Annotated in this window: 14 protein-coding genes; 8 read left to right on the plus strand and 6 right to left on the minus strand. The window is 58.7% G+C overall.

All coding sequences use genetic code 11. The features are described from left to right. Positions 1-108 precede the first annotated feature (108 nt). Genes AC0WRY_RS37295 through AC0WRY_RS37315 form a run of 5 tightly spaced genes read right to left on the minus strand, consistent with a single transcriptional unit; the run spans position 109 to position 7662 of the window. The gene (locus AC0WRY_RS37295; protein ID WP_206733113.1) at positions 109-1434 is read right to left on the minus strand and encodes a carotenoid oxygenase family protein; all 1326 of its coding nucleotides are present in this window, start codon (positions 1432-1434) and stop codon (positions 109-111) included. Between the two features lie 13 nt (positions 1435-1447). Then, positions 1448-1579: a hypothetical protein gene (locus AC0WRY_RS37300; protein ID WP_276575769.1), complete on the minus strand. Its 132-nt coding sequence runs from the start codon at positions 1577-1579 to the stop codon at positions 1448-1450. 15 nt (positions 1580-1594) lie between these two features. Further along, positions 1595-5050, minus strand: a complete 3456-nt coding sequence (locus AC0WRY_RS37305; RefSeq protein WP_164933586.1) for an indolepyruvate ferredoxin oxidoreductase family protein — start codon at positions 5048-5050, stop codon at positions 1595-1597. Positions 5051-5101: 51 nt separating this feature from the next. Next, entirely contained in the window at positions 5102-5983 is an 882-nt protein-coding gene (locus AC0WRY_RS37310) for an SDR family oxidoreductase (protein WP_128930000.1), read from the minus strand. Continuing rightward, positions 5980-7662, minus strand: a complete 1683-nt coding sequence (locus AC0WRY_RS37315) for an FAD-dependent oxidoreductase (RefSeq protein WP_164933585.1) — start codon at positions 7660-7662, stop codon at positions 5980-5982. Before AC0WRY_RS37315 ends, AC0WRY_RS37310 begins: the two co-directional genes overlap by 4 nt. Positions 7663-8102: 440 nt before the next feature. On the opposite strand from AC0WRY_RS37315, the gene AC0WRY_RS37320 reads away from it, so the two are divergent. The 4 genes from AC0WRY_RS37320 to AC0WRY_RS37335 all read left to right on the plus strand — a co-directional run bounded on the left by AC0WRY_RS37320 (position 8103) and on the right by AC0WRY_RS37335 (position 12989). Beyond that, entirely contained in the window at positions 8103-8750 is a 648-nt protein-coding gene (locus tag AC0WRY_RS37320) for a PadR family transcriptional regulator (protein WP_128929998.1), read from the plus strand. Between the two features lie 166 nt (positions 8751-8916). After that, complete coding sequence (nhaA, locus tag AC0WRY_RS37325; protein WP_128929997.1) at positions 8917-10257, plus strand: Na+/H+ antiporter NhaA; 1341 nt, start codon at positions 8917-8919, stop codon at positions 10255-10257. A 312-nt stretch (positions 10258-10569) separates the two neighbouring features. Continuing rightward, positions 10570-11574, plus strand: a complete 1005-nt coding sequence (locus AC0WRY_RS37330; protein ID WP_128929996.1) for an IclR family transcriptional regulator — start codon at positions 10570-10572, stop codon at positions 11572-11574. Between the two features lie 458 nt (positions 11575-12032). Further along, positions 12033-12989, plus strand: a complete 957-nt coding sequence (locus AC0WRY_RS37335; RefSeq protein WP_164933584.1) for a fumarylacetoacetate hydrolase family protein — start codon at positions 12033-12035, stop codon at positions 12987-12989. 233 nt (positions 12990-13222) lie between these two features. On the opposite strand, the gene AC0WRY_RS37340 is transcribed toward AC0WRY_RS37335, so the two are convergent. After that, positions 13223-13966, minus strand: a complete 744-nt coding sequence (locus AC0WRY_RS37340) for an SDR family NAD(P)-dependent oxidoreductase (protein ID WP_128929994.1) — start codon at positions 13964-13966, stop codon at positions 13223-13225. A gap of 495 nt (positions 13967-14461) precedes the next feature. Here AC0WRY_RS37340 and AC0WRY_RS37345 point away from each other — a divergent pair, with 495 nt between their 5' ends. The 4 genes from AC0WRY_RS37345 to leuC all read left to right on the plus strand — a co-directional run bounded on the left by AC0WRY_RS37345 (position 14462) and on the right by leuC (position 20438). Further along, entirely contained in the window at positions 14462-16573 is a 2112-nt protein-coding gene (locus AC0WRY_RS37345; RefSeq protein ID WP_164933583.1) for an FAD-dependent monooxygenase, read from the plus strand. 63 nt (positions 16574-16636) lie between these two features. Continuing rightward, a complete protein-coding gene (locus tag AC0WRY_RS37350; RefSeq protein WP_128929992.1) occupies positions 16637-17545 on the plus strand; it encodes a fumarylacetoacetate hydrolase family protein in 909 nt (302 codons plus the stop codon). A 96-nt stretch (positions 17546-17641) separates the two neighbouring features. Further along, positions 17642-18712 (plus strand): cupin domain-containing protein, encoded by a 1071-nt coding sequence (locus tag AC0WRY_RS37355; protein ID WP_128929991.1) that lies wholly within the window; start codon positions 17642-17644, stop codon positions 18710-18712. A 316-nt stretch (positions 18713-19028) separates the two neighbouring features. Beyond that, on the plus strand, positions 19029-20438 hold the full coding sequence (leuC, locus tag AC0WRY_RS37360; protein WP_128929990.1) for a 3-isopropylmalate dehydratase large subunit: 1410 nt from the start codon (positions 19029-19031) through the stop codon (positions 20436-20438). Positions 20439-20451 lie beyond the last annotated feature (13 nt).

Consider the following 20451-nt stretch of genomic DNA (forward strand, 5'->3'; position numbering starts at 1 on the left):
GCCTCACGAGCGAAATCAGCCACAGGCAGGTCACCACAAGAGATGTTACATCCTCTTGTGGTTGCCTGTGGCTGAGGTCAGCTGGTTGCTGTCCGTAGTGGAGCCGTGTCAGTTTGGTGCAGTGAGCTCGCTTGAAGGCACCGAGTTGCCGTGCAAGCCGTTGCGTAGCCGCAGCGGTAAGTGAGCGACTGCGACCGGGCCATCTGCAAAATGTTGAGTGTCCAAGATGACGAGGCCGCTCCGCCTTTCGTCGAGCCTGTTGACGAGCGCAATGACGTAGCCGTCTCCCTCCGGCGCATTAGGGGATCGGGGAGCAAACACCGGTTCTTGGACAGACGAGGTGGGACCGGGTAGCCAGCGCTCGCTCTTTCCGGTCGCTATATCCAGGTGAGCGAGGCCGTTGAGGAAAGCGTTGACCGAGGGCGGGCCACAGCGATCCGCGTCATACGGAGCGAAGGGGTCGATAAGGGCGAGAAAGGCATGACGATAGGGCCGCGTGGCGTAACGCTCGTCCACATGGGGGAACTCGCCCATCGTTTGGGTAAAGATCTCGGCCTGAGGAACGGGGCTGTTGCTAGATAGATCAAATGTCCATCTCGTCATGGCTTGACGCAGGGACCGGGGATCAGGCACGTGCCCACTATATTCTGGGAAGAACCAGAACACGTTGTCATTGACGACGGGCAGGTCGAGATAGACTTTGTGTCCTTCGTCCCATGCATTGATGGTGTGGCCCTGGAAGCCGTTCGTCGGCACTGTAAACCAACGAATATCTTTTCCGCTGCCGCGGCGGGGCAGAACCCCATAGATTTGGTCCACATTCGGCTGCCAGGCAAAGGCCGGTTCGCCCTGCTTCAGGCGTTCGATGTCCGACGTCAGCGAGCTCACGGGAAAGACGACATAGTTTTCCGTCACGGCGAAGTCGTGTATCATCGCTGCCCGCGGCGCATTAAACCAAGCTTCATGCACCACGTGTCCGCCGCGATCGATGACGTAATAGGCGATATCGGTGGTCGTCACACCCTTGGCGGCATAACCAAAGCCAATCAGCTCGCCATTGGTCGGATCGATCTTGGGGTGAGCCGTAAATGTCTGACTGGTCATCTTTCCGTCAAAACGGTAGTTACCGATCGTTTCAAGCGTATCTGGCCGCATCGCGACCGGCGGTCCGTCCTCCTTCAGCGCGAGCAACAGCCCATGGTGAACGACGACGTTGGTATTGGCCGTGCTTCGGATAGTACCGGCAACCGATGGATCGTCAGTGAACGGATTGCGGTAGGCGCCGTAGAGGGCGCGGCGCGCCGCCCGCTCCGCAACGAACTTGTCGGTCAGGACATATTTCGACGTAAAGTCGACATGACCATCCTTGAAACGGAAGGCGCCAACCATGCCATCGCCGTTAAAAAAGATGTCACGGCCAAGCTCGGCGGCCATTGTGGTTCGGGAGCTACACGAAAAAGGTGCCGTCGAGATCGGTTGGAATGCGTCCTTCAACGTCAAGATCGAACACGTGTGCCTCTACACGGCCAGGAGCGTCGAAGCCATGATAAATCGGATCGTCAGGGAAACGCTTCGTCATTTGTCACCTCGGTTTTCATGCCTTTAGCGTAGTGCGCGCGCTAGCGTCCAAGTGAGGCGCCGCATTTTCGTAACCTGCGAGCGCCTCCCCAAGGCGCCGCCGGAACAATTCGATCGCCTTTTGCTTCACGTGGCCGAAGCCACGCACCTCGAGCGGTAGCTCAGCAATGGCGACAGCCTGTGGAAGCGATGCCGCTGACAATCGACGGGGTAAGCGGTTCAAGGCATCGATGAATTCGGCGATCAGAGCACGCTCGGTGCGGCGCTCGGCGCTCCTTCCGAAGACGTCGAAGGGTGTTCCGCGCAAGATCTTCAAGGCCGCCAAGATTCTGAAGACGGGCAAGATCCAAGCTCCGAACCGGATCTTGCGCGGCTCTCCCGTTGTCTTGTCGCGGCGAGACAGAAAAGGCGGTGCAAGATAGATTGACAGCTTTGCGAAGCTATCAAACTGAGATCGGACTGCCCGCTCGAACTCTCCGCTCGTATAGAGTCTGGCAACCTCGTACTCATCCTTGTAGGCCATCAGCTTGAACAGGGATCGCGCAGCAGCCAGCGTTAGCGAATGGCCAGTATGAACCTTAGTCTCCGCCTCACGGATGTGGTTGATGACATCAAGGAAACGCTGGCTGTAGTCATTGCTCTGATAGTTGCGAAGAAATGTCGTAAGATCTTGGATCTCCGCCTCAGGGGTGCGCTGCTCAGTCTTTTCGGCCAGGCCTGCTGCAACAAAGACGAATTGAGGGTCGGAAGCTAACCGACGCCCCCACTCAAGCGCAGCGAGATTTGCCTCCTTGGCGGCGCCATTGAGTTCGATCGCCTGGTGGAGGTCCTCAAGGTTAAGGCCAAGCCAGCCTTTCTGATAAGCGCACCCGATCATCATGAAATTGGCGGCGATCGAATCGCCGAACAAAGATTGTGCCAAAGCCGTGAAGGGAAACACCGCGAAATGTTCCGGTTCAACTTGTGTGCTCAGCCGTCTCGTCAGCAAACTCGAATTCACGACGGCCTGACGATTAGTGACGAAATCTCCAGTGATGGACACGTCAGCATTGGCGAGGACGCGGCTCCGCCCTCGGTTGAGAGATGCCATCACGTCCGATGCATTGCCGACGATCTGGTCGCAAGCCAGGAGAAGGTCACAGTGCTCCGCTGGAATCCGCAAAGCATGAATGGGGCCGCCAAGATGAACGTGACTTGTAACCGCCCCGCCCTTCTGAGCCATTCCGATCTGGTCCAGCACCGCGGCCCCTCGACCTGCCAGGTGTCCGGCCATTGCCAGCACCGCGCTCGTCGTCACGATTCCGGTCCCACCTACGCCGGCAAGAAGAATGCGGCTGTGTTGCGGCGGCGCAGCGCTCACCAGGGGCAGCAATGGTTGGTCGATCGTAAGCTGCGGTTTTGGCCCGCGGTTCACACGGGCACCCTCGACAGTTACGAAACTGGGACAGAAGCCTCGAATGCAACTGAGATCGGTGTTGCAGCTCGATTGATTGATTCTTCGCTTCGTACCTAGTGGAGTGTCGACCGGCTCCACGGATAGGCAGTTTGACTTGATCGAGCAATCGCCGCAGCCTTCGCAGACCAGCTGATTGATGAAGACGCGGCGGCTGGTTTCCTTCAGTTGGCCACGTTTGCGTTTCCGCCGGCGCTCGGTAGCACACATCTGGTCATATACGATGATGCTTACACCCGGTTGGGCTCGCAATTTGAGCTGTACGGCATCAAGTTCGTCGCGATCCACCACCTCTCCCGCCAGGGAGTGGACCTCGGCATGCTCACGATAGGACGCCAGATCATCGGTGACCAAAATTATTGTGCTGACGCCCTCGGCCCGGAGCTGGCGCAGAAGCCGCTCGAGGGAAAGGTCGCCATCGACTGCTTGACCGCCTGTCATCGCGACAGCACTGTTGTAGAGCAGCTTGTAGGTGATGTTCAGCTTAGCAGAGACCGCCTGGCGGATTGCGAGCAGGCCTGAATGGAAATACGTGCCATCGCCCATATTCGAAAACACATGCGATTCGTCGGTGAACGGAGCGAGGCCGAGCCAGTGGATTCCCTCGCCGCCCATCTGGGAATAGCTGAACGTGTCAGGGCGATTGCGCGCGGCTAAACCGTGGCAGCCAATCCCAGCGAGAGCTCGACTGCCATCTGGCACGGCTGTCGACCGGTTATGCGGACACCCGGAACAGAAGAATGGACGCCGGGATGCGGGCACATCTGCAAATCCGCGTTGGTTCGTGTGCCGGCGCAAGCGTTCGCCTCGTGCTGCTACGACCTGATCACCGGATATCCTTGCGATGACCGCCGCGATCTGGACAGCAATCTGCTCGGGCGTTAGATCGCCCGTTGCAGAAAACATCGGGTGTTGCTCCGGTCCACATTTGCCCCAAACCGAGGGAGCCTGTGACCGGCCGTAGAGTATAGACTTTACTTGGCGCTCGATCAGCGGCGCCTTCTCCTCCACGATGACGAGCTCCTGCAGGCCTTCGGCAAAGGCTGTGAGGCCCTGAGGCTCTAGCGGCCAGATCATCGCCGGCTTGTAGAGAGCCAGCCCGAGCTCGATCAGCCGTGAATCGTGAAGGCCCAGCAGGTCGAGTGCTTCGCGCAAATCATTCCAAGATTTGCCGGCCGCGACGAAACCGACCCGCGCGTCCTTAGGCCTCACCGCGACGCGATCGAGACCGTTTGCCCGGACATAAGCAAGCGCAGCCGGCAAACGGAATTCATGCTGCCGCCGTTCCTGATCGAGCGGCAAGTCAGGCCAGCGGTTATGCAGGCCAATGTCCGGCACAGTGACGTCGGGCCGAACGGGCAAATTACCTAATTCTGCGGCCGGCACGGTGCGTGTACTGTCGGCCACTTCCGTCAGCACTTTTAGCGCAACCCAAGATCCCGTCAGCCGCGACATGGCAAAGCCGTGGAGTCCATAGCTGACGATCTCGCCGGGATCAGCCGGGTAGAGCAGCGGGAGGAGGAGACTGGCGACAGTCTCGTCGCTGTAGCAGGCGACCGTTGAGGATTTTGCCAGATGATCGTCACCCACGGCGACGACCACCCCGCCGTTCGGCGAAGAACCTTGCGAGTTGCCGTGCCTAATCGCGTCCGCCGCGCGATCCAGTCCAGGGCCCTTGCCGTACCACAACGCAAAAACACCATCGACCCGGGCGCCGGGTGATTGATGGATCTGCTGCGTACCGGCCACGGCGGTGGCCGCGAGTTCTTCATTGACCGCCGGCTGCACCACAATCTTTTGGTCGCTCGTTAGCCGCTTCGCAGAGGCAAACGCGGCATCGAGCGTACCAAGGGGTGAACCCCGATAACCGCTGACGAAACCCGCGCTCGACAAGCCATTCATCCGATCTCGCTCGGCCTGTAATAGCATCAGGCGGACGAGCGCCTGCACTCCGCCGAGGAGAACTGTTCCGCCGCGCTTGGAATAACGATCATCGAGCGAGATAGAGGAATTACTCATTCGCAACTCCATTGGATGCGCTGGCGCAAAAGACTTTCCGGCACGCCGGCATTAGCTCCGTGCGGTATCGATAGCGGAGCTGATCTGCACGCCGGGTGGGGCCGGCAAGTCGCCCGGAACGAACATGTCTCCCATCAAAGGCAGCGCCGGATCCACGCTATAATGCGTAAACTCGCGCACCCCCTCGTCATAGAGCACCGTGTCGTCAATCAGAAAGTTGCCCGTGAAGGCGCGCGCAGGCTTTGAGAGGATGGCATGGGCTGCGTCGGCCATGCTCTCCGGCTTGCGGCAATGACGCATTCCGTTCTCTCCGAGCAATGCAAATTGGATGGCAGCCGTCGCAATGGCGGTTCGGGGCCAGAGAGCATTGACAGCAATACCGCGATCGGCAAATTCCGCGCTCATGCCGAGCACGCACATGCTCATGCCGAACTTCGCCATGGTGTAGGCGGTGTGCGGCGCGAACCACTTGGGCGTCATGTCAAGCGGCGGAGATATCATCAAGACATGCGGATTAGCTGCCTTCATCAGGTGCGGAAGGCATGCCTTGGTAGTGATGAAGGTCCCGCGTGCGTTGACTTGAGCCATCAAGTCGAAGCGCCGGATATCCGTTTGTAGGGTGCCGGCCAGATGGATCGCTGATGCATTATTGATGCAAATGTCGATGCCGCCGAACGTCTTTGCCGCTTGGGCAACGCCGGCCTCGACGGAGGATTCATCACGGACGTCGACGGCCAGCGGCAACGCCCTGCCCCCAGCTCGCTCGATGGCTTCGGCGGCAGAATAGATCGTGCCGGGAAGATGCCGGTGCGCCTCGACAGTCTTGGCTGCAATTGCAACGTTGGCGCCGTCTTGCGCGGCTCGCAGCGCAATGGCGAGCCCAATGCCTCGGCTTGCGCCGGTAATGAACAGGGTTTTGCCGGTCAGACTCATGAGGCCACGCTGCCCATGCTCAAGGGAAGCGTTCTTAATGCCGACGTGCCCTGCACGCCGCCCGCGCCGCGGATGCGATCAATGAGCCGCGCCGGCTCTTCAGGAATAGCGTCCCCAATCCAGCTGATGTGTCCGTCCGGGCGGACCAAAGCGTAGCGGCGCCCGTAGACGGCGATGGTGTTTGGCTCCGGGATGAGCTGATGACGGATTGGCAGCCCAACCGCGTGCGCCGCACGGGTCAGACCGCCCACAGCAGCACCCACCTCCGATGCGAACTCCAGCAGCACGAACCCACGACCGAATAAGTCTAACGTGGAGTGGCCCGGCGAGAGCCAAACATGAGGTGCGCGGCCGCCGGCCTCGGCTACTTGCACGAAGTTCGCGACATCGGGCTCGGCTCGTTCGAACGATTCAGCGACGACGATCGGCGAATTGCGATAGACCGCCCCAAGATGAATTCCGAACGACCTCCATTCCCGCTGCATGGCCTGCTGGGTATAGGCTCCTGTTGCGCGCCGCGCCGTCTCGCCCGCAGGGCCTTGGTCGAGCAGCATCGGCTCTGGAGGAACCGAGCGCATCGCGGCTAGGTTCGCGGACGCCTGCGACACGTTGCGCATGGCGATCGGGCGCCGCTCTGTGTCGTAGCTTTCCAGGAGTGTGGGGCCGCCCCACCCCTCCAACACAGCTGCGATCTTCCATGACAGATCAACCGCCTCGGCAATGCCCGTATTCATGCCGTATCCGCCGGTCGGAGAGAGCTGATGGGCCGAATCGCCGACGAGGAAGCAGCGCCCGGAGCTGAACTTCGGCGCAGTGATCTCACGACGGGACCACGGCAACCAAGAGAGCACCTCGTAGTCAACATCGGCTCCGATTCCTCGTCGCACAAAAGTGTTGATCTGCGCCTCGCTCCAATTGGGCCAGGTCTCGTCGCCGAGCAGTTGAAGCCGCCAGGTATCGCGCCCGTCTATATTGACGAAGCTTCCCCAAACCCCCTCAGGCCCGACTAACACGTACCGATACGCCCGTTGGGCGAGCGTCTTCTGCGCCAGAGCCGGACACCGAACGAAGATGTTCGTGCTACAACTCAATACCTTGCTGTTTGTCGGACCAAGCGAGAGTCGCTGTGCGACTGTGCTGCTTGCCCCATCGCAGGCGGCAAGGTACTGCGCACGCACGCATAGTGGTTCGCCACCAAGCAGCGGGCGCACGTGAGCGATGACGTGGTCGCCCTTGTCCTCGAATTCCTCTAGGCGGTGCTGATACAGCAACTGGTTGGTCGAGTAGCTCGAAGCTGCGTTCTGGAGTACGGGGTCGAAAAAATTTTGAGGGCATAGCTCGTGCTTTTGCGGGCTAAACGGTGGCGGGACCGCGTGCGCTTTATCAGGGTAGACATCGCGCGCCAGTTCGTGGCCGAGGACCCCCGTCGCATAGACGATGCTGACCGGCAGATCGCGAGGAAACCCGGCCATTTCGATGGCCTCGACAATTCCCCAGCGTCGGCAGAATTCCATAGTGCGAATGCCGACATTGTCCATGCGAGGATGAACCATCCGGGCCGTCGGCCGCTCCTGCTCTATGAGCAGCGCTTCGACACCGCGCCAACCGAGATCGATTGCAAGCGACAAGCCGACCGGCCCTCCGCCGACTATCAAGACGGGCGTATCGATCGTTTCCACGGACATTCCTCCTGAATTGAACTGCTCGCCGGAGACCGTCTGGCCGCACCGGTCAATGGGCTGCGGCGCTAGAGGTGGTGTTTCGGCAGCGACCGAGGCTTTCCAAGAGGCATGCCCCTGCCCTGCATTTTTGAGAATTGGCCGGGCGCGCTGCTCTCCGGAACGTCCCTCTGCGGGCATGCCACTCATTCTTCAGAGGCCCTCGCAATAACCCGAACGCCGGCTGCGCAACGGGGCTTAGTGGGCATTCGACGCCGGGAAGCATCGATTTCCTCCATATGTCATATATTACATATGTGAGTAACAGGCGAATGTGCATATGTCAAATGTTGCCGATGGTAAAAGCTCGCCCTCCAGACTATGCAGGGTCAGGGCAAGGTCACTGAATGCTCCGTAAGAGCGTGATTGTGCTTGGAGATTAGGCGAGCTTGGAACTAGCGATGGCGAAGAAGAAGACGACCGTAAAACGGAAGGCCCCTGCGGCAACTCCTCCAGCAATTCCGACGCTTGGTTATGTCATTCTGACGAGCTTGGCCCACCATCCTCATACCGGTTATGAGCTGACTCAATTGATGGGCCCCCCGCGCAATTACATGTGGGAGGCCAAGCACAGCCAAGTCTATCCGACGCTGCAGCTGCTAGCGGAACACGGCTATGTCACGTTCGAGGACATTGCGCAGGAAAGCAAACCGGACAAGAAGGTCTACGAGGTTACGGAGCGCGGCCTCGAAGCTCTCAAGGAGTGGGCGAGAAAAGGTCCGACCCATGTGCCTGTCCGGGACGAGTTCAGCGTAAAGATGGCGGCATTGCGGTTGCTTCCGCCCAGTGAAGCTGTGGCCGTGCTCAACCGGCAAATCGAGCTCGTTGAAGGAGAGATAGCGGCCATCAACCTACACTTGGTCGATTTTGTTGATCGTTTCCGTTTGCCGGAGCCGGCACAGAGCAATCATCGCCAATTCTGCCTGCTATCTGCCATTCGACTCTCGCGCGACCTGAAGCTGACGGCTATGGAAGCCTATCGAAAATTGGCCGGCGAATTGTCGCGCGCCACTGAGCCAGCCAAGGCATCTAGAGCACAGTCAAAATGAAGACCCTCGGCAGTTTACAGCCATCTGCCGCTGGCCCTTGTTCCAGGGTCTCGTCCCGACGTTGAATTGCCACCATTACCCTGTATAGGGACGCATGGGTGTTCGCTGCATTGGGGCGGCGTCAGGTAACGCGATGGTCGGGCCGCCACGCGGACGATCTGCGCCTATGAACCACGATCCTAAATTCGGCGATCTTCCGACAGCTCAGCGATTGGCAGAACAGGCTGCGAACACACTTAACCGATTTCTGCATATTGAGGCAGTAAGCGGCGCGGTGCTTCTCGTTGCAGCAGCCGCGGCCTTGATCTGGGCGAATTCGACCGCGGCCCCGAGTTACCACCTCTTTTGGACTCTCCCTGTCACCATTGGCCTTGGTGAGTACGTCTTTTCCCAGTCGCTGCATTTCTGGGTGAATGACGCATTGATGACCGTCTTCTTCCTTGTTGTGGGCATGGAGATTCGGCGGGAGGTTCATGAGGGCGCACTGAGCCGCTTTGACCAGGCCGTTCTGCCGCTGATTGCTTCGGCCGGTGGCGTCCTCGTTCCCGCGCTTATCTATCTAAGCCTCAACAATGATGCTGCTCGGGGACACGGCTGGGCCGTGCCGACCGCGACGGACATCGCCTTTGCTGTTGGCGTCCTCGCCCTGCTTGGACGAAGAATCCCGGTCAATGTGCGAGTGTTCCTACTCGCTCTAGCGATCATCGACGACATCATTGCGATTTTGATCATCGCCGTCTTTTACACCGAAACTCTGCAATTAGGCGGCCTTGCTATCGCAGCCGTTGGCGTTCTCGGGGTCTTGGGATTCCAGCGGATGGGGATCGGTGCGGCATCGCCATATGTGGTGCCAGGTTTGTTGGTTTGGGTCGGATTGTTCGTTGCCGGGGTCCACCCAACACTTGCTGGAGTGGTGCTCGGGTTGATGACTCCGGCTCGCCCCATAGCGATGCGAGAACCTCCGCTGGAGGTGGCGTCGCAAGCGCTCGGACAGTTGAAAACTGGCGATGCGATGAAAACAGGAGATCTGCATTTGTTGCAGCAGCCGTTGCGCGACCTTCGCATAGCTCACCGTGAGATTTTGCCGCCCGCGTCGCGCGTGCAGATGGTACTTCATCCGTGGGTAGCTTACGGAGTGATGCCAATGTTTGCGCTGGCGAATTCGGGGGTCAGCATAAAGGGCGCGGATCTACCCGCTGCCGGCCTGCTGGTGACGATGGGCACCGCACTTGCTTTGATAGTGGGAAAGCCGCTTGGCATTTTCGGAGCGGCCTGGATCGCCGTACGATCGGGGTTCTGCTGCCTTGCTCCCGGGGTTTCTTGGGGCGGCGTCTTTCTCGTCGGACTGCTAGCGGGCATCGGCTTCACCATGTCCATCTTCATCTCGATGCTGGCCTTCTCCAGTGAAGGTTTTTTAAGGGCAGCAAAATTGGGCGTGTTGTTGGGCTCGGCCATAGCCGTGACGCTCGGCCTTGGCTGGGGCGCCTTCTACGTGCGACGTTCGTGACGTCGGTTCGTGTCCTTCCAGGCTCGGCACGGCCCGCGATATCGTCGCTGTCACGATCATCGGTCCGGTTTGTTGATCCGACGTAGCCTAGCAAAACCTGCCACCGCGCAGGGCGACATCGGCTCTTTTGCGCTTCCAGATCGGCTACTCCAGCAGAGGAGCTACCAAAGTTTGCGCTCTCACACGGCCATTCAGCCGGCAGTAATCTTGATAGGCTGCCCAGTTGTGCCTGGCGCTTGAAACAGCCCAGCGGCCGGTTAGTTTCTCTCGGGCTTTTAGCCACTCGCTCCCCAAGTCTCAACCGACCGCCGCTTGAAGCACGGCACGGAACCGAATAACGATCTTGATCCGAACCACGGCGCAGCCACCGCTATCAAAGACATGGCCCGAAAAAAGAACCTCCGCTCGGATCCGAAAAAAGCTAAGGGCCTTCCAGCTGGCGGCAGGCTCCGGTCAAAGGGAATGCCGCTGCGTGAACGGGAGGACGGGGAAGAGGCCGGCAACGGCATCCGTGCCATGCTCGTTGGTCTATCAATGCTACAGGCGATCGCGAAGGAGCGCCGGCCGCTTCCGCTTAAGGATGTTGCCACCGTCAGCGGACTCAGCCCGAGCCGGGCTCATAGGTATTTGTCAAGCCTGCTCGCGGCGGGCTTTATGGAGCAGGACGTCAGATCAGGCCATTACGCTTTGGGGCAAGCCGTTGTCGAATTAGGATTGGTTGCCCTCGGTCAATTGGATCACATTCGGATCGGCGTGGATGCGCTCGTCGCCTTCAGTGAGGAGACCGGCTTTGACGGACATCTCTCCGTTTGGGGCTCATTTGGTCCGACGGTGGTGCGTTGGCAATCCGGACGCTTGGGCTATCATTTCCGGATCGACGAAGGCCGCGTGCTCCCGCTCTTATGGTCGGCAACCGGGCGCGTGCTCATGGCCTATCGCGAGGGAGGGGAAATTGCCCCGCTGGTGAAGCAAGAGCTTGCCGTGTGGAATCGCGAGAACCCCGAACAGCAGATTCGGCGCCAGGACGTGACGCGCATGTGTGCGGCGGTTCGCGAGTTCGGTCTCTCAGCATCGGTTCCATCGCAGCAACGCAATGGTCTGCTCGACCCCGTATTTCCCACAGTCATCAGACTAGGATTGGAAACCACAGCAGCGCCGATTTTCGATCATCGCGGCCGTGTGCCAATGGCCCTCACGTTTTTTGGGTCAGTCCATGGTTCGTCCATCAATAGCGAACCTGCACTTCAAAAGAAGCTCCGCGCCGCCGCGCAAGCAGCTTCGCGGCGCCTGGGCGGCCTAGCCGAGCCGCCAACTTAGGAGCATTGGTCTCGCAAGAGCCAGCAGTTGGACGAATGTTGTGGAAGTCCAATCATTGGCTTGCCGCTCGACACGCCGCGCCGCAGCGTCCACATTCGGTCATGGAAGCCAATGGCCGCAGACGAGGTGAAGCCGAGCGCAGGTGGCGGGCTCGCTCCTTCACTCCCCTCCCGTCAGAGACTTGGCCGCGAGCTACGGTCCGGTCGCCTTTCCGAGGCCGCTCTCCTTACCGTCATGCAAGCCCCGACCTGCCATGCTTTACATCAGAGTATTCGGTGCTTCGCTGTGCAATTCGAGTAAAAAATTGCGCTGTTCCAGCGCTTGCAAAATTCCATACTATTTTGATTGGTGGGTTTGACGCCTAGTGACATTGCGTCGGTCGCGACGTGCAGCGTCGGATGCGCCTTGGTTTATGCACCTTAGGCGGCGGCTTTCAGCGGGATGCGAGGAGTACTTCGATGAAACTAGCTTTGTTCAACGAGTTCATACCCGGGGCAATCAAAGAGAATGAAATTGTCGACATCACAAAGCCGGTTTCCGCGCTCGCGAAATGCGGGCCTCAATACCTGATGGAAGGTCTGATGACTAACTGGGCGACCTACCGGCCGCTCTTGGAGGATTACGTGTCGCGCACGAAGGGCCGCCCAGTCTCCGAAGTGCGGCTGAGAGCGCCGCTGCCGCGACCATCTAAAATTCTGTGCGCCGCAGCGAACTATAAAGAGGGGATCGAAGGCAATATCAGCGATCTTGAGTTCTTTCACAAATCGCCATCTGCGATCATTGGCGATGGCGACACAATGATTCTTCCTAAGGTCGAAGTGACCATCGTCCATCACGAATTGGAACTAGGCGTGGTCATAGGCAAGACCTGCAAGGACGTCTCGGAGAGCGAAGCGTTGGATTATGTTTTTGGATACACGATCGTTCAAGACGGGTCCGCACGCGGCATATTGTCGAACGGTCAGATGTCATTTTTCACGCAAAAGAATTGGGATACGTTTGCGCCTCTTGGTCCCTTGGTCGTGACAAAGGATGAAGTGCGGGACCCTCACGATCTGCAGGTCCGGCTTTGGGCCAACGGCGAGCTACGGCAGGACTACCACACAAGTGACATGGCCCATCGAATCCCGGCGCTCATTCACAAGGCCTCGATGTTCAATACGTTCTTCCCAGGCGATATAATCGCGACAGGCTGCAACCGTCAGGGTTTAGGTCCGATGCAGCATGGCGATACCATCGTTCAGGAAATAACGGGGCTCGGTCGGCTGACGACGTTAGTGGAGGACCCTCTCAAGCGCAGCTGGCCATACGGCGTCGATGCCGAGTTTGCAGACTTCGTGAAGAAGCCGCGCACCCAGCGTGGCGCTCTGGGGCCGCCGCGGATCGTCCCCGCGAATTCGCGGCTGCCGACCTAGTTCAAGCGGTCCGACCCGCGGTTCGCACTGTCAGATCTTTCAAAAGGGCTGAGCGGGCTTGGCAGCGCGCCATGCCTGCTCTGTCGACACCGAGCCATCGCGGGCCTGTCTAGGCCCGATCTCATCTGCAAATTAGGCTGGTCGCCTTATCCAAGCGTGCCAGCCTTAGCCTAGCCGTCATGATCCAGTGTCGACTGGACAGGTGACAAGTTCCGTTCGGTAGGACCTCCCTATCACTGATAGGCCCGACCTCCGTCGCAGACATAGTTGCTGCCTGTGATGTACTGAGCCTCCGAACTGACCAGGAACAGCAAGAGATTTGCTATTTCTAGGGGAATTGCCAGCCGCCTCAGCGCGTACCTCGCCAGAAAAGCGTCTTGTTGCGAGGCTGACTTTCCGGCCAAAAATCGGTCCATCATCTCAGTATCGACGGCCCCCGGGCAGACGCAGTTCACTCGTATATCGGGCGCCAACTGGGCAGCAAGTGTCTTGGTAAATTGGATGACGCCGGCCTTTGCGGCTCCGTACGCCGCGCTGCTTACACCGGGTCGTATACCTGCCAGTGCCGACACGTTGACGATGGCTGCTGCTCGAGTCTTTCGAAGATGTGGCAATGCTGCTCTGCAGACCAGGTAGTGAGACGTAAGGTTGGTGCGAAGACTCGCGTCCCAACGAGCTAAGTCGATATCTTCTAGAACAGCGGCCTCGGCATTGCCGACGCAATTGATGATACCATCGAGACAGCCCATAAGGGCCGCGGCGTCGTTCACCGCGGCAAATGCTTGCGCCTCGTCGGTAAGATCCGCCGCAATAGCGTGTCCTCGCGTCAACCTGGCGACCTCTTTCAAGCAATCGAGCCGCCGTCCGACAACAGTCACCACCGCTCCTTCCTCGGCGCATCGCATGGCGGTGGCATGGCCGATTCCGCTTCCGCCGCCCGAGATCAAAATGTGACGTCCAGCCAGACGGCCAGCCATTATTGTTTAACCTCGCTCGCAGCAGGGTCGCATCGATTGGTGCACGTCGCACTGCTATGTGGCGGCGGTGCGCTTTGAACGGCCCCGCATAGTGGAAAGCTGCACCGAACAGGAGAGATCAGCTGTTTCATAGGTCAGCAAAAGTTGTGTAGCGGCGGGCGTATGCATGCCGCAGGGCTTGAGGGTATCGCCGGAACTTACAATCGGTGCGACTAGCGGAATAGGACAATACTGCGCCGCATACTTGTGCGACGGAAAGAGTTTGGCTTGGGGTTTGCCGCCAGGACTGGGCGCTGCTTGACAAACGACAGAATAGGAAACACGTTTACCAAAATGACAAGGCGGCAGCGCGACGTAGGTCGATGATTGACCGGGCAGTGAGTAGCCCGGAAAGCTCGCCTTAACCCGCAGCGCTCTGGTCGGTTCGACGACTGGTGAGCTTAACCTGCGAATAAAGGATATCGGTCACAGATGTCCAACTACGGGAGGATGGCTATGCGTGCCCTGATTGTCGGAGCCGGAGTGGCCGGACTGGCTACGGCGGTTGCTTTGCGTCGTAACGGCATCGACGTGACCGTCATCGAGCGAGCGGCGGAGTTAAGCGAGGTTGGAGCAGGTGTTGTCCTTGGACCTCATGCTATGCGCGTTCTTGAATCGCTGGGCATTGCGGCGGAGATAAAGCGCTCGGATGAGCCGCCCGAGACGATTACATTTTATGATATGGTGAGCGGTGAGGTACGCAATCGCACCCAACTGGGCGAAGCGGGAGCCAAGCTGTATGGCGCCCCGCTTTACAAGACGCATCGCCGCGATTTGATCGACGCTCTTGCAAGACATTTGGACGGAACGGAGATCCGGCTCAACTGCTCTGTTGTCGATGTGAAGCAAGATGATCGAAGTGTTACCGTCATTCTCGAGAGGGGTGAGGCTGTTCTTGGCGATCTCCTAATCGGAGCCGATGGCCTGCGTTCCAAGGTGCGAAGCGCAATTTTTGGAGAAAGCGAGTCGATATCTACGGGCCTCCTCGCCTGGCGGACCGTTCTACCAACGACGCTTCTCAGCAAAGCGCTAACATTGGATACCAATGTGTGGAGCGGTGCGGGTCGCCACGTGGTTTGCTATCCGATTCGTCGCGGCAAACAGTTTTATGCAGCCTTCTACGTACCTGCCGATGAGATCCATCGTGAGGACTGGGCCACAGCTGGGGATGTCGCGGATTTGCGCGCCTCATTTAAGGACGCCTGCAAAGACGTCCGAGAGATCACTGAGGCTGTAACCGAAGCTTTCATCACGGCGATCAATTATCGTTATCCCCTGCCAGAATGGCATCGCGGGCGAATAGTTCTGATTGGCGACGCGGCCCACCCGGTGCTGCCGACATCCGGCTCCGGTGCGGCGATGGCGCTCGAAGATTCGGTGGCGTTGGCGGCTTGTTTGCACCGGAGCGGGAGCAACTTGGAAGCCGCTTTTTCCGAGTTTCAAGCGCGGCGGAAGCCGCGGACCACTCGGTTGCTTCACCAAAGTCGCGGCGATCTTACGGCATTTCATGAAAAGGCACCCGAGCGTCAGGCGGCTTACGGACGGATGGGGCGGGGCATGCTGAAGCTCGACCAAGCTGGGTATGAGCGGTTTGCGTGGCTCTATGGCTATGATGAAGTCGCCGAATCAAACAAGCCATTCGACCTGTTTAACGCCAGTCCATTGGTGCGGCCGTCGCGGCCGGCCGCCGCCCGCGCGTTCGATCTTTGGTCGAATGCTCTCAAGTTCGAAGATGAAGACTGGATGAGCGAACGGGCTGCTTACGAGCGGTTCATGTCGAGTCTATGTGCGTTGCCAGAGGATGTGTCGGTAGAAACCGTCGACTGCGACGGGGTGCCTGCGTTATGCGTCATTCCCCCCGGCGGGAAAAGTGGTCCTGCCGTTCTTCATCTTCATGGGGGAGGATATGTGTTTGGTTCGGCTAAGAGCTCGGTTTTGCTTGCAGCTGGTCTAGCGCGCGCGATCGGTGGCTGGGCGTTGGTACCCGAGTTCCGACTTGTCCCGGAACATACGCCAATGCAAATGCAGGAGGATGTGCGAGCGGCCTTTGCGTGGCTTTCGCGGCGCGCAGACCCAGTTGCAGTCAGTGGCGAATGCTCGGGCGGTGGTCTTGCTTTAAGTCTCGCCGCAAAGCTCCGTCACGAGAATGTCACTCGGCCCGCCGCCCTTTATCTCCTGTCGCCCTTTGCCGATCTCACGCTGACGGCGGCCAGTATCGACGGCAATAGACGAACCGAGCCCTGGATGACCCGGCGGCGACTACTGACTTTGGCTGGTGCGTTCATCCAAGACCGAGAGCCCGATGATCCCGCCATTTCGCCGCTTCGCGGAAATCTTGCCGGGCTACCACCGATGCGCGTCTTTGCGGCGCGTGGAGAAGCCCTCGCTGACGACGCTCGTGCATTGGTCGCTGCTGCTAAATCGGCGGGCGGAGATGCCGAACTGCACTTGTTCGACGATAGCATTCATAGTTTTGCGCTGTTCGAGTTTCTGCCGGAGACGGACGAGTTCTTTCGCGCGATTCGGCGCCACGCCCACTCCAACACTTACGTCGGGGCGACGCCATAGGGTTAGGGCATAAGCCGGCGGCTTGGCTGCCCTAACCGCTCTATCTGGATAGGAGAGAATAATATGCGGCTCTGTCGTTTCGATGGAAATCAGCTTGGTATCGTGCGAGATGGCGAAATTCTCGTCGTTACCGAGGCGCTGGACGTGCTGCCCAGCCTCAAGTGGCCGTTTCCGCAGCACGACATCATGATCGAGCATTTGGACCGCGTCATCGCCAAGGCACAGGAGCTGGCCGGGCGCGCTCGACGCATTCCCGTGAGCTCGGTTCGGCTTGATAGCCCCGTCGCTAATCCGTCTAAGATCATCGCTGCCCCTGTCAACTATCAGCTCCATCTCGACGAGGGGACGAACAATCAAGAATTGCGGCAGGGCCGATCGGAGGTTCAGACGATCGACAGAGCCGGTCTTTTTTTGAAGGCCAATAGTTCGCTAGTGGGCCCGGGATCGCTGATCAGACTGGGCGATCCGACGCGAAGGCACGACCCCGAAGCCGAGTTGGGTGTTGTTATAGGTCGACGGGGTCGCAACATCCCGCAGGCAGACGCCTTGCAGTATGTCGCTGGGTACGCCGTTGCTGTCGACGCGGTTGTCCGTGGTCCCGAAGAGCGGAGCCTGCGGAAATCAATCGACACCTATTCCGTCTTGGGACCCTGGTTGGTTACGCGAGATGAGATTCCCGATCCCGGGGTTCTTGACCTTTATCTGAGCATAAACGGCAAGGAGAAGCAGCGATCGAATACGCGACACCTCATATGGTCGGTTCCCAAGCTGATCGCGTTCGCGTCCGCCTATTATACACTTCATCCCGGCGACATCATCATGAGCGGCACTCCCGAAGGAGTATCCGAAATTGTACCGGGCGACCGCGTCGTCGTTGGCGTACAGGATATTGGCGAAATGACGCTCCTGATCGAGGCCGGCGATTGGTCGGCGGACGAAATGCTCCGATCACCGCGCATAGCCAAAAATTAGAGGAGGCGCAGTCCTCGTCCTGCAATTTCATGCTAGCCGGCAGGTCTAATCAACCGCAGCGTGGCGGCAAGCTCGAACTAAAGTTGAGGAACCAAAATGTCGAACAGCACGGCTCAGCCAGATCCGAAACATGCCGATCCCACAGCCGAGCGGGCCGATCGTATGAAGCGGCTGAGTATCATTCCCATCTGGAATACCAGCGGGGTCGCCGAAGAGATGGGCTACAAGGCGCGCGGCCATGTATGGCGGTGGCGCGACTTGCACGCTGAGTTCGAGGAAGCTGTTAAGACATCATTGGCCGGGCCGGGCACTGAGCGCCGAATTCTTCTGTTTGAGAATCCCGGGATGCCACGGTCCGCAGCAGCAACGCCTACGCTCAATGGCGCGTTGCAGATGATCCTACCTGGCGAAGTCGCACCGGCGCACCGGCACACCTATTCAGCGCTGCGCTTCATCTTGTCGGGAAGTGGTGCGTTCACGGTCGTCGATGGCACGCGCGCGGATATGCACGAGCTTGATCTTTTGCTCACGCCTGGAGGGTGCTGGCATAGTCACGCGCACAATGGCGGGACGGAGCCAATGGTTTGGTTCGATGCGCTCGATACCCCATTCGTTTCATACATGCGAGCCGATTGTTTCGAGATGCATCCTAGCAAATCCTTAGAACCCTATACCAATACTGTGGGCTCTTACGAAGATATTGGCGCGCTCGGAATGCTACAAGGTCGGACGCGCGCGCAACCGCCGGCCTCGCCCCAGTTGGTGTACAAATGGGCTGCCGCCGAAGCAATGATACAAGCCGGACTGGACCGCGACGATGATGACCCGTACGAGGGTGTCGTTTACGAATACGTAAATCCTATCACGGGTGGGCATGTCATGCCGACAATCGCCTGTCACGTGAACGGATTCCGTAAAGGCTTCCACTCGAAGGCACGACGACGCACATCGAGTAGTCTTTGTGTTGTTGCGAAGGGAAGCGGTGCCACCATTATCGATGGCGTCAAGCACGAATGGTCAGAGCGCGATGTGATCGCAGAGCCGGCTTGGTCGTGGTGCGAATATATTGCGTATGAGAAATCGATTCTGTTCCGGACAAGCGATCAGCCTATATTGGAACCTTTCGGTTTGGCTCGCCAAGAAGATCATCCGAACGGACGTCAATAGGCAGCTTTCGCCTCTTGCAATCGTTGTGCCCGGCGTAGTTGTTTGCGCAGGCAATACCCGTTGGCTCGCTCCGCGTTTCCAGAAAGTTGCTCTTGTAGATAGCGCAGGCCTGATGCAGGCCGATCGTTCTATTTTGCGTGGACCGCGAGTACTTAAGCGCATCTGACGCACAGCATCGATTTGCTAGCCGGGCAAAAGGGGTGTTTGCAATTTTCTCCTATTGGGCAATGTCCGAGGTTCTTAACTTCCCAAAGCTCGTGTACGGCTCGCTCACCTCGTGAGAATTCAAGCCCCTTGGGACAAGTCGATTAGCGCCATGGCAAACAGCGAAACTCTGTTCGACAAGATCTGGCTGTCGCATGTTATCCGGGAGATTGAAGATGGCGTGTTTCTTCTTCATGTGGACCGGCACATGGTTCATGAATGCACATCGGCTGCCGCCTTCGAGGGCTTGAAGCGTGCTGGCCGCAAGACCCGTAATCCCGAACTGACCTATGCTGTTGTCGATCACATCCTTTCCACGGCGAAAGGTCGTACGGGAGAGACGTTCGCTGGTGGTCGGGAATTCGTGCAGCTGTTACGTGAAAATTGTCAGGCTCATAAGATTGAACTCATTGATGTTGACGATCCTCGGCAAGGCATTGTCCATGTAATCGCACCTGAGCTCGGCATCGTCTTGCCCGGCACAACACTGGTATGCGGCGACAGCCATACGGCAACGTGTGGAGGACTTGGTTGTTGGGCTTGGGGCATTGGCACCAGCGAGGTGGAGCATGTGCTCGCGACCCAGACAATCGTCCAGCGGCGGCCGAAACGCATGCGTATCAATTTCGAAGGCAAGCTCAACCGAGGGGTATACGCCAAGGATCTCATTTTGAGATTGATTGGTCAGATCGGCGTTGCGGCGGGACGTGGCTACGCTGTGGAATATGCCGGCAGCGTCATACGGTCTTTGTCGATAGAAGAACGCCAAACCATCTGCAATATGTCGATCGAGTTCGGTGCGAGAGCTGGACTTATAGCTGCCGATGACGTCACATTCGAATATCTCCACGATCTGCCTTATTCGCCCAAGGGAGAAATGTGGGAACAGTCATTGGCTTACTGGCGTTCGCTCCCGACCGACCCAGAAGCGGTTTTCGATCGAGAGGTCGATGTTGATTGCACGAGCATCGGCCCGCAGGTCACCTGGGGGACGACCCCCGAGGATGTTGGCAGCGTCAGCGATCCGATTCCTGATCCCGCGGCGGTTAACGACCTTGCGCGTCGCGCCGCAATGGACCGTTCGCTGACTTATCTCGGTCTTGAGGCCGGTCAGTCTCTCGAAGGGCTCACCGTCGACGTGGCGTTTATCGGTTCATGCACCAACAGCCGCCTTTCCGATATAGAGGCTGCCGCCGAAGTCGTGCGGGGGCGCAAGGTCGCTTCGCATGTACGCGCGCTTGTGGTACCCGGCTCAGCGCAGGTTAAACATGCCGCTGAATCTCTGGGGCTCGACAAAGTCTTCCTGGAAGCTGGGTTTGAGTGGCGGGAGGCCGGATGTTCCATGTGCGTCGCCATCAATGATGACTTTGTAGGACCCGGTAAGCGTTGCATCTCTACGTCGAACCGCAATTTCGAGGGGCGCCAAGGCCAAAAGAGTCGCACCCACCTAGCCAGTCCCGCCTCGGTGGCCGCCGCTGCGATTGCCGGGGCGGTAACGGACGTCAGAAGGTACTTAACCTAGGCCGCCGGAGAAT

The sequence above is a fragment of the Bradyrhizobium sp. T-12 genome (genome assembly GCF_058314695.1).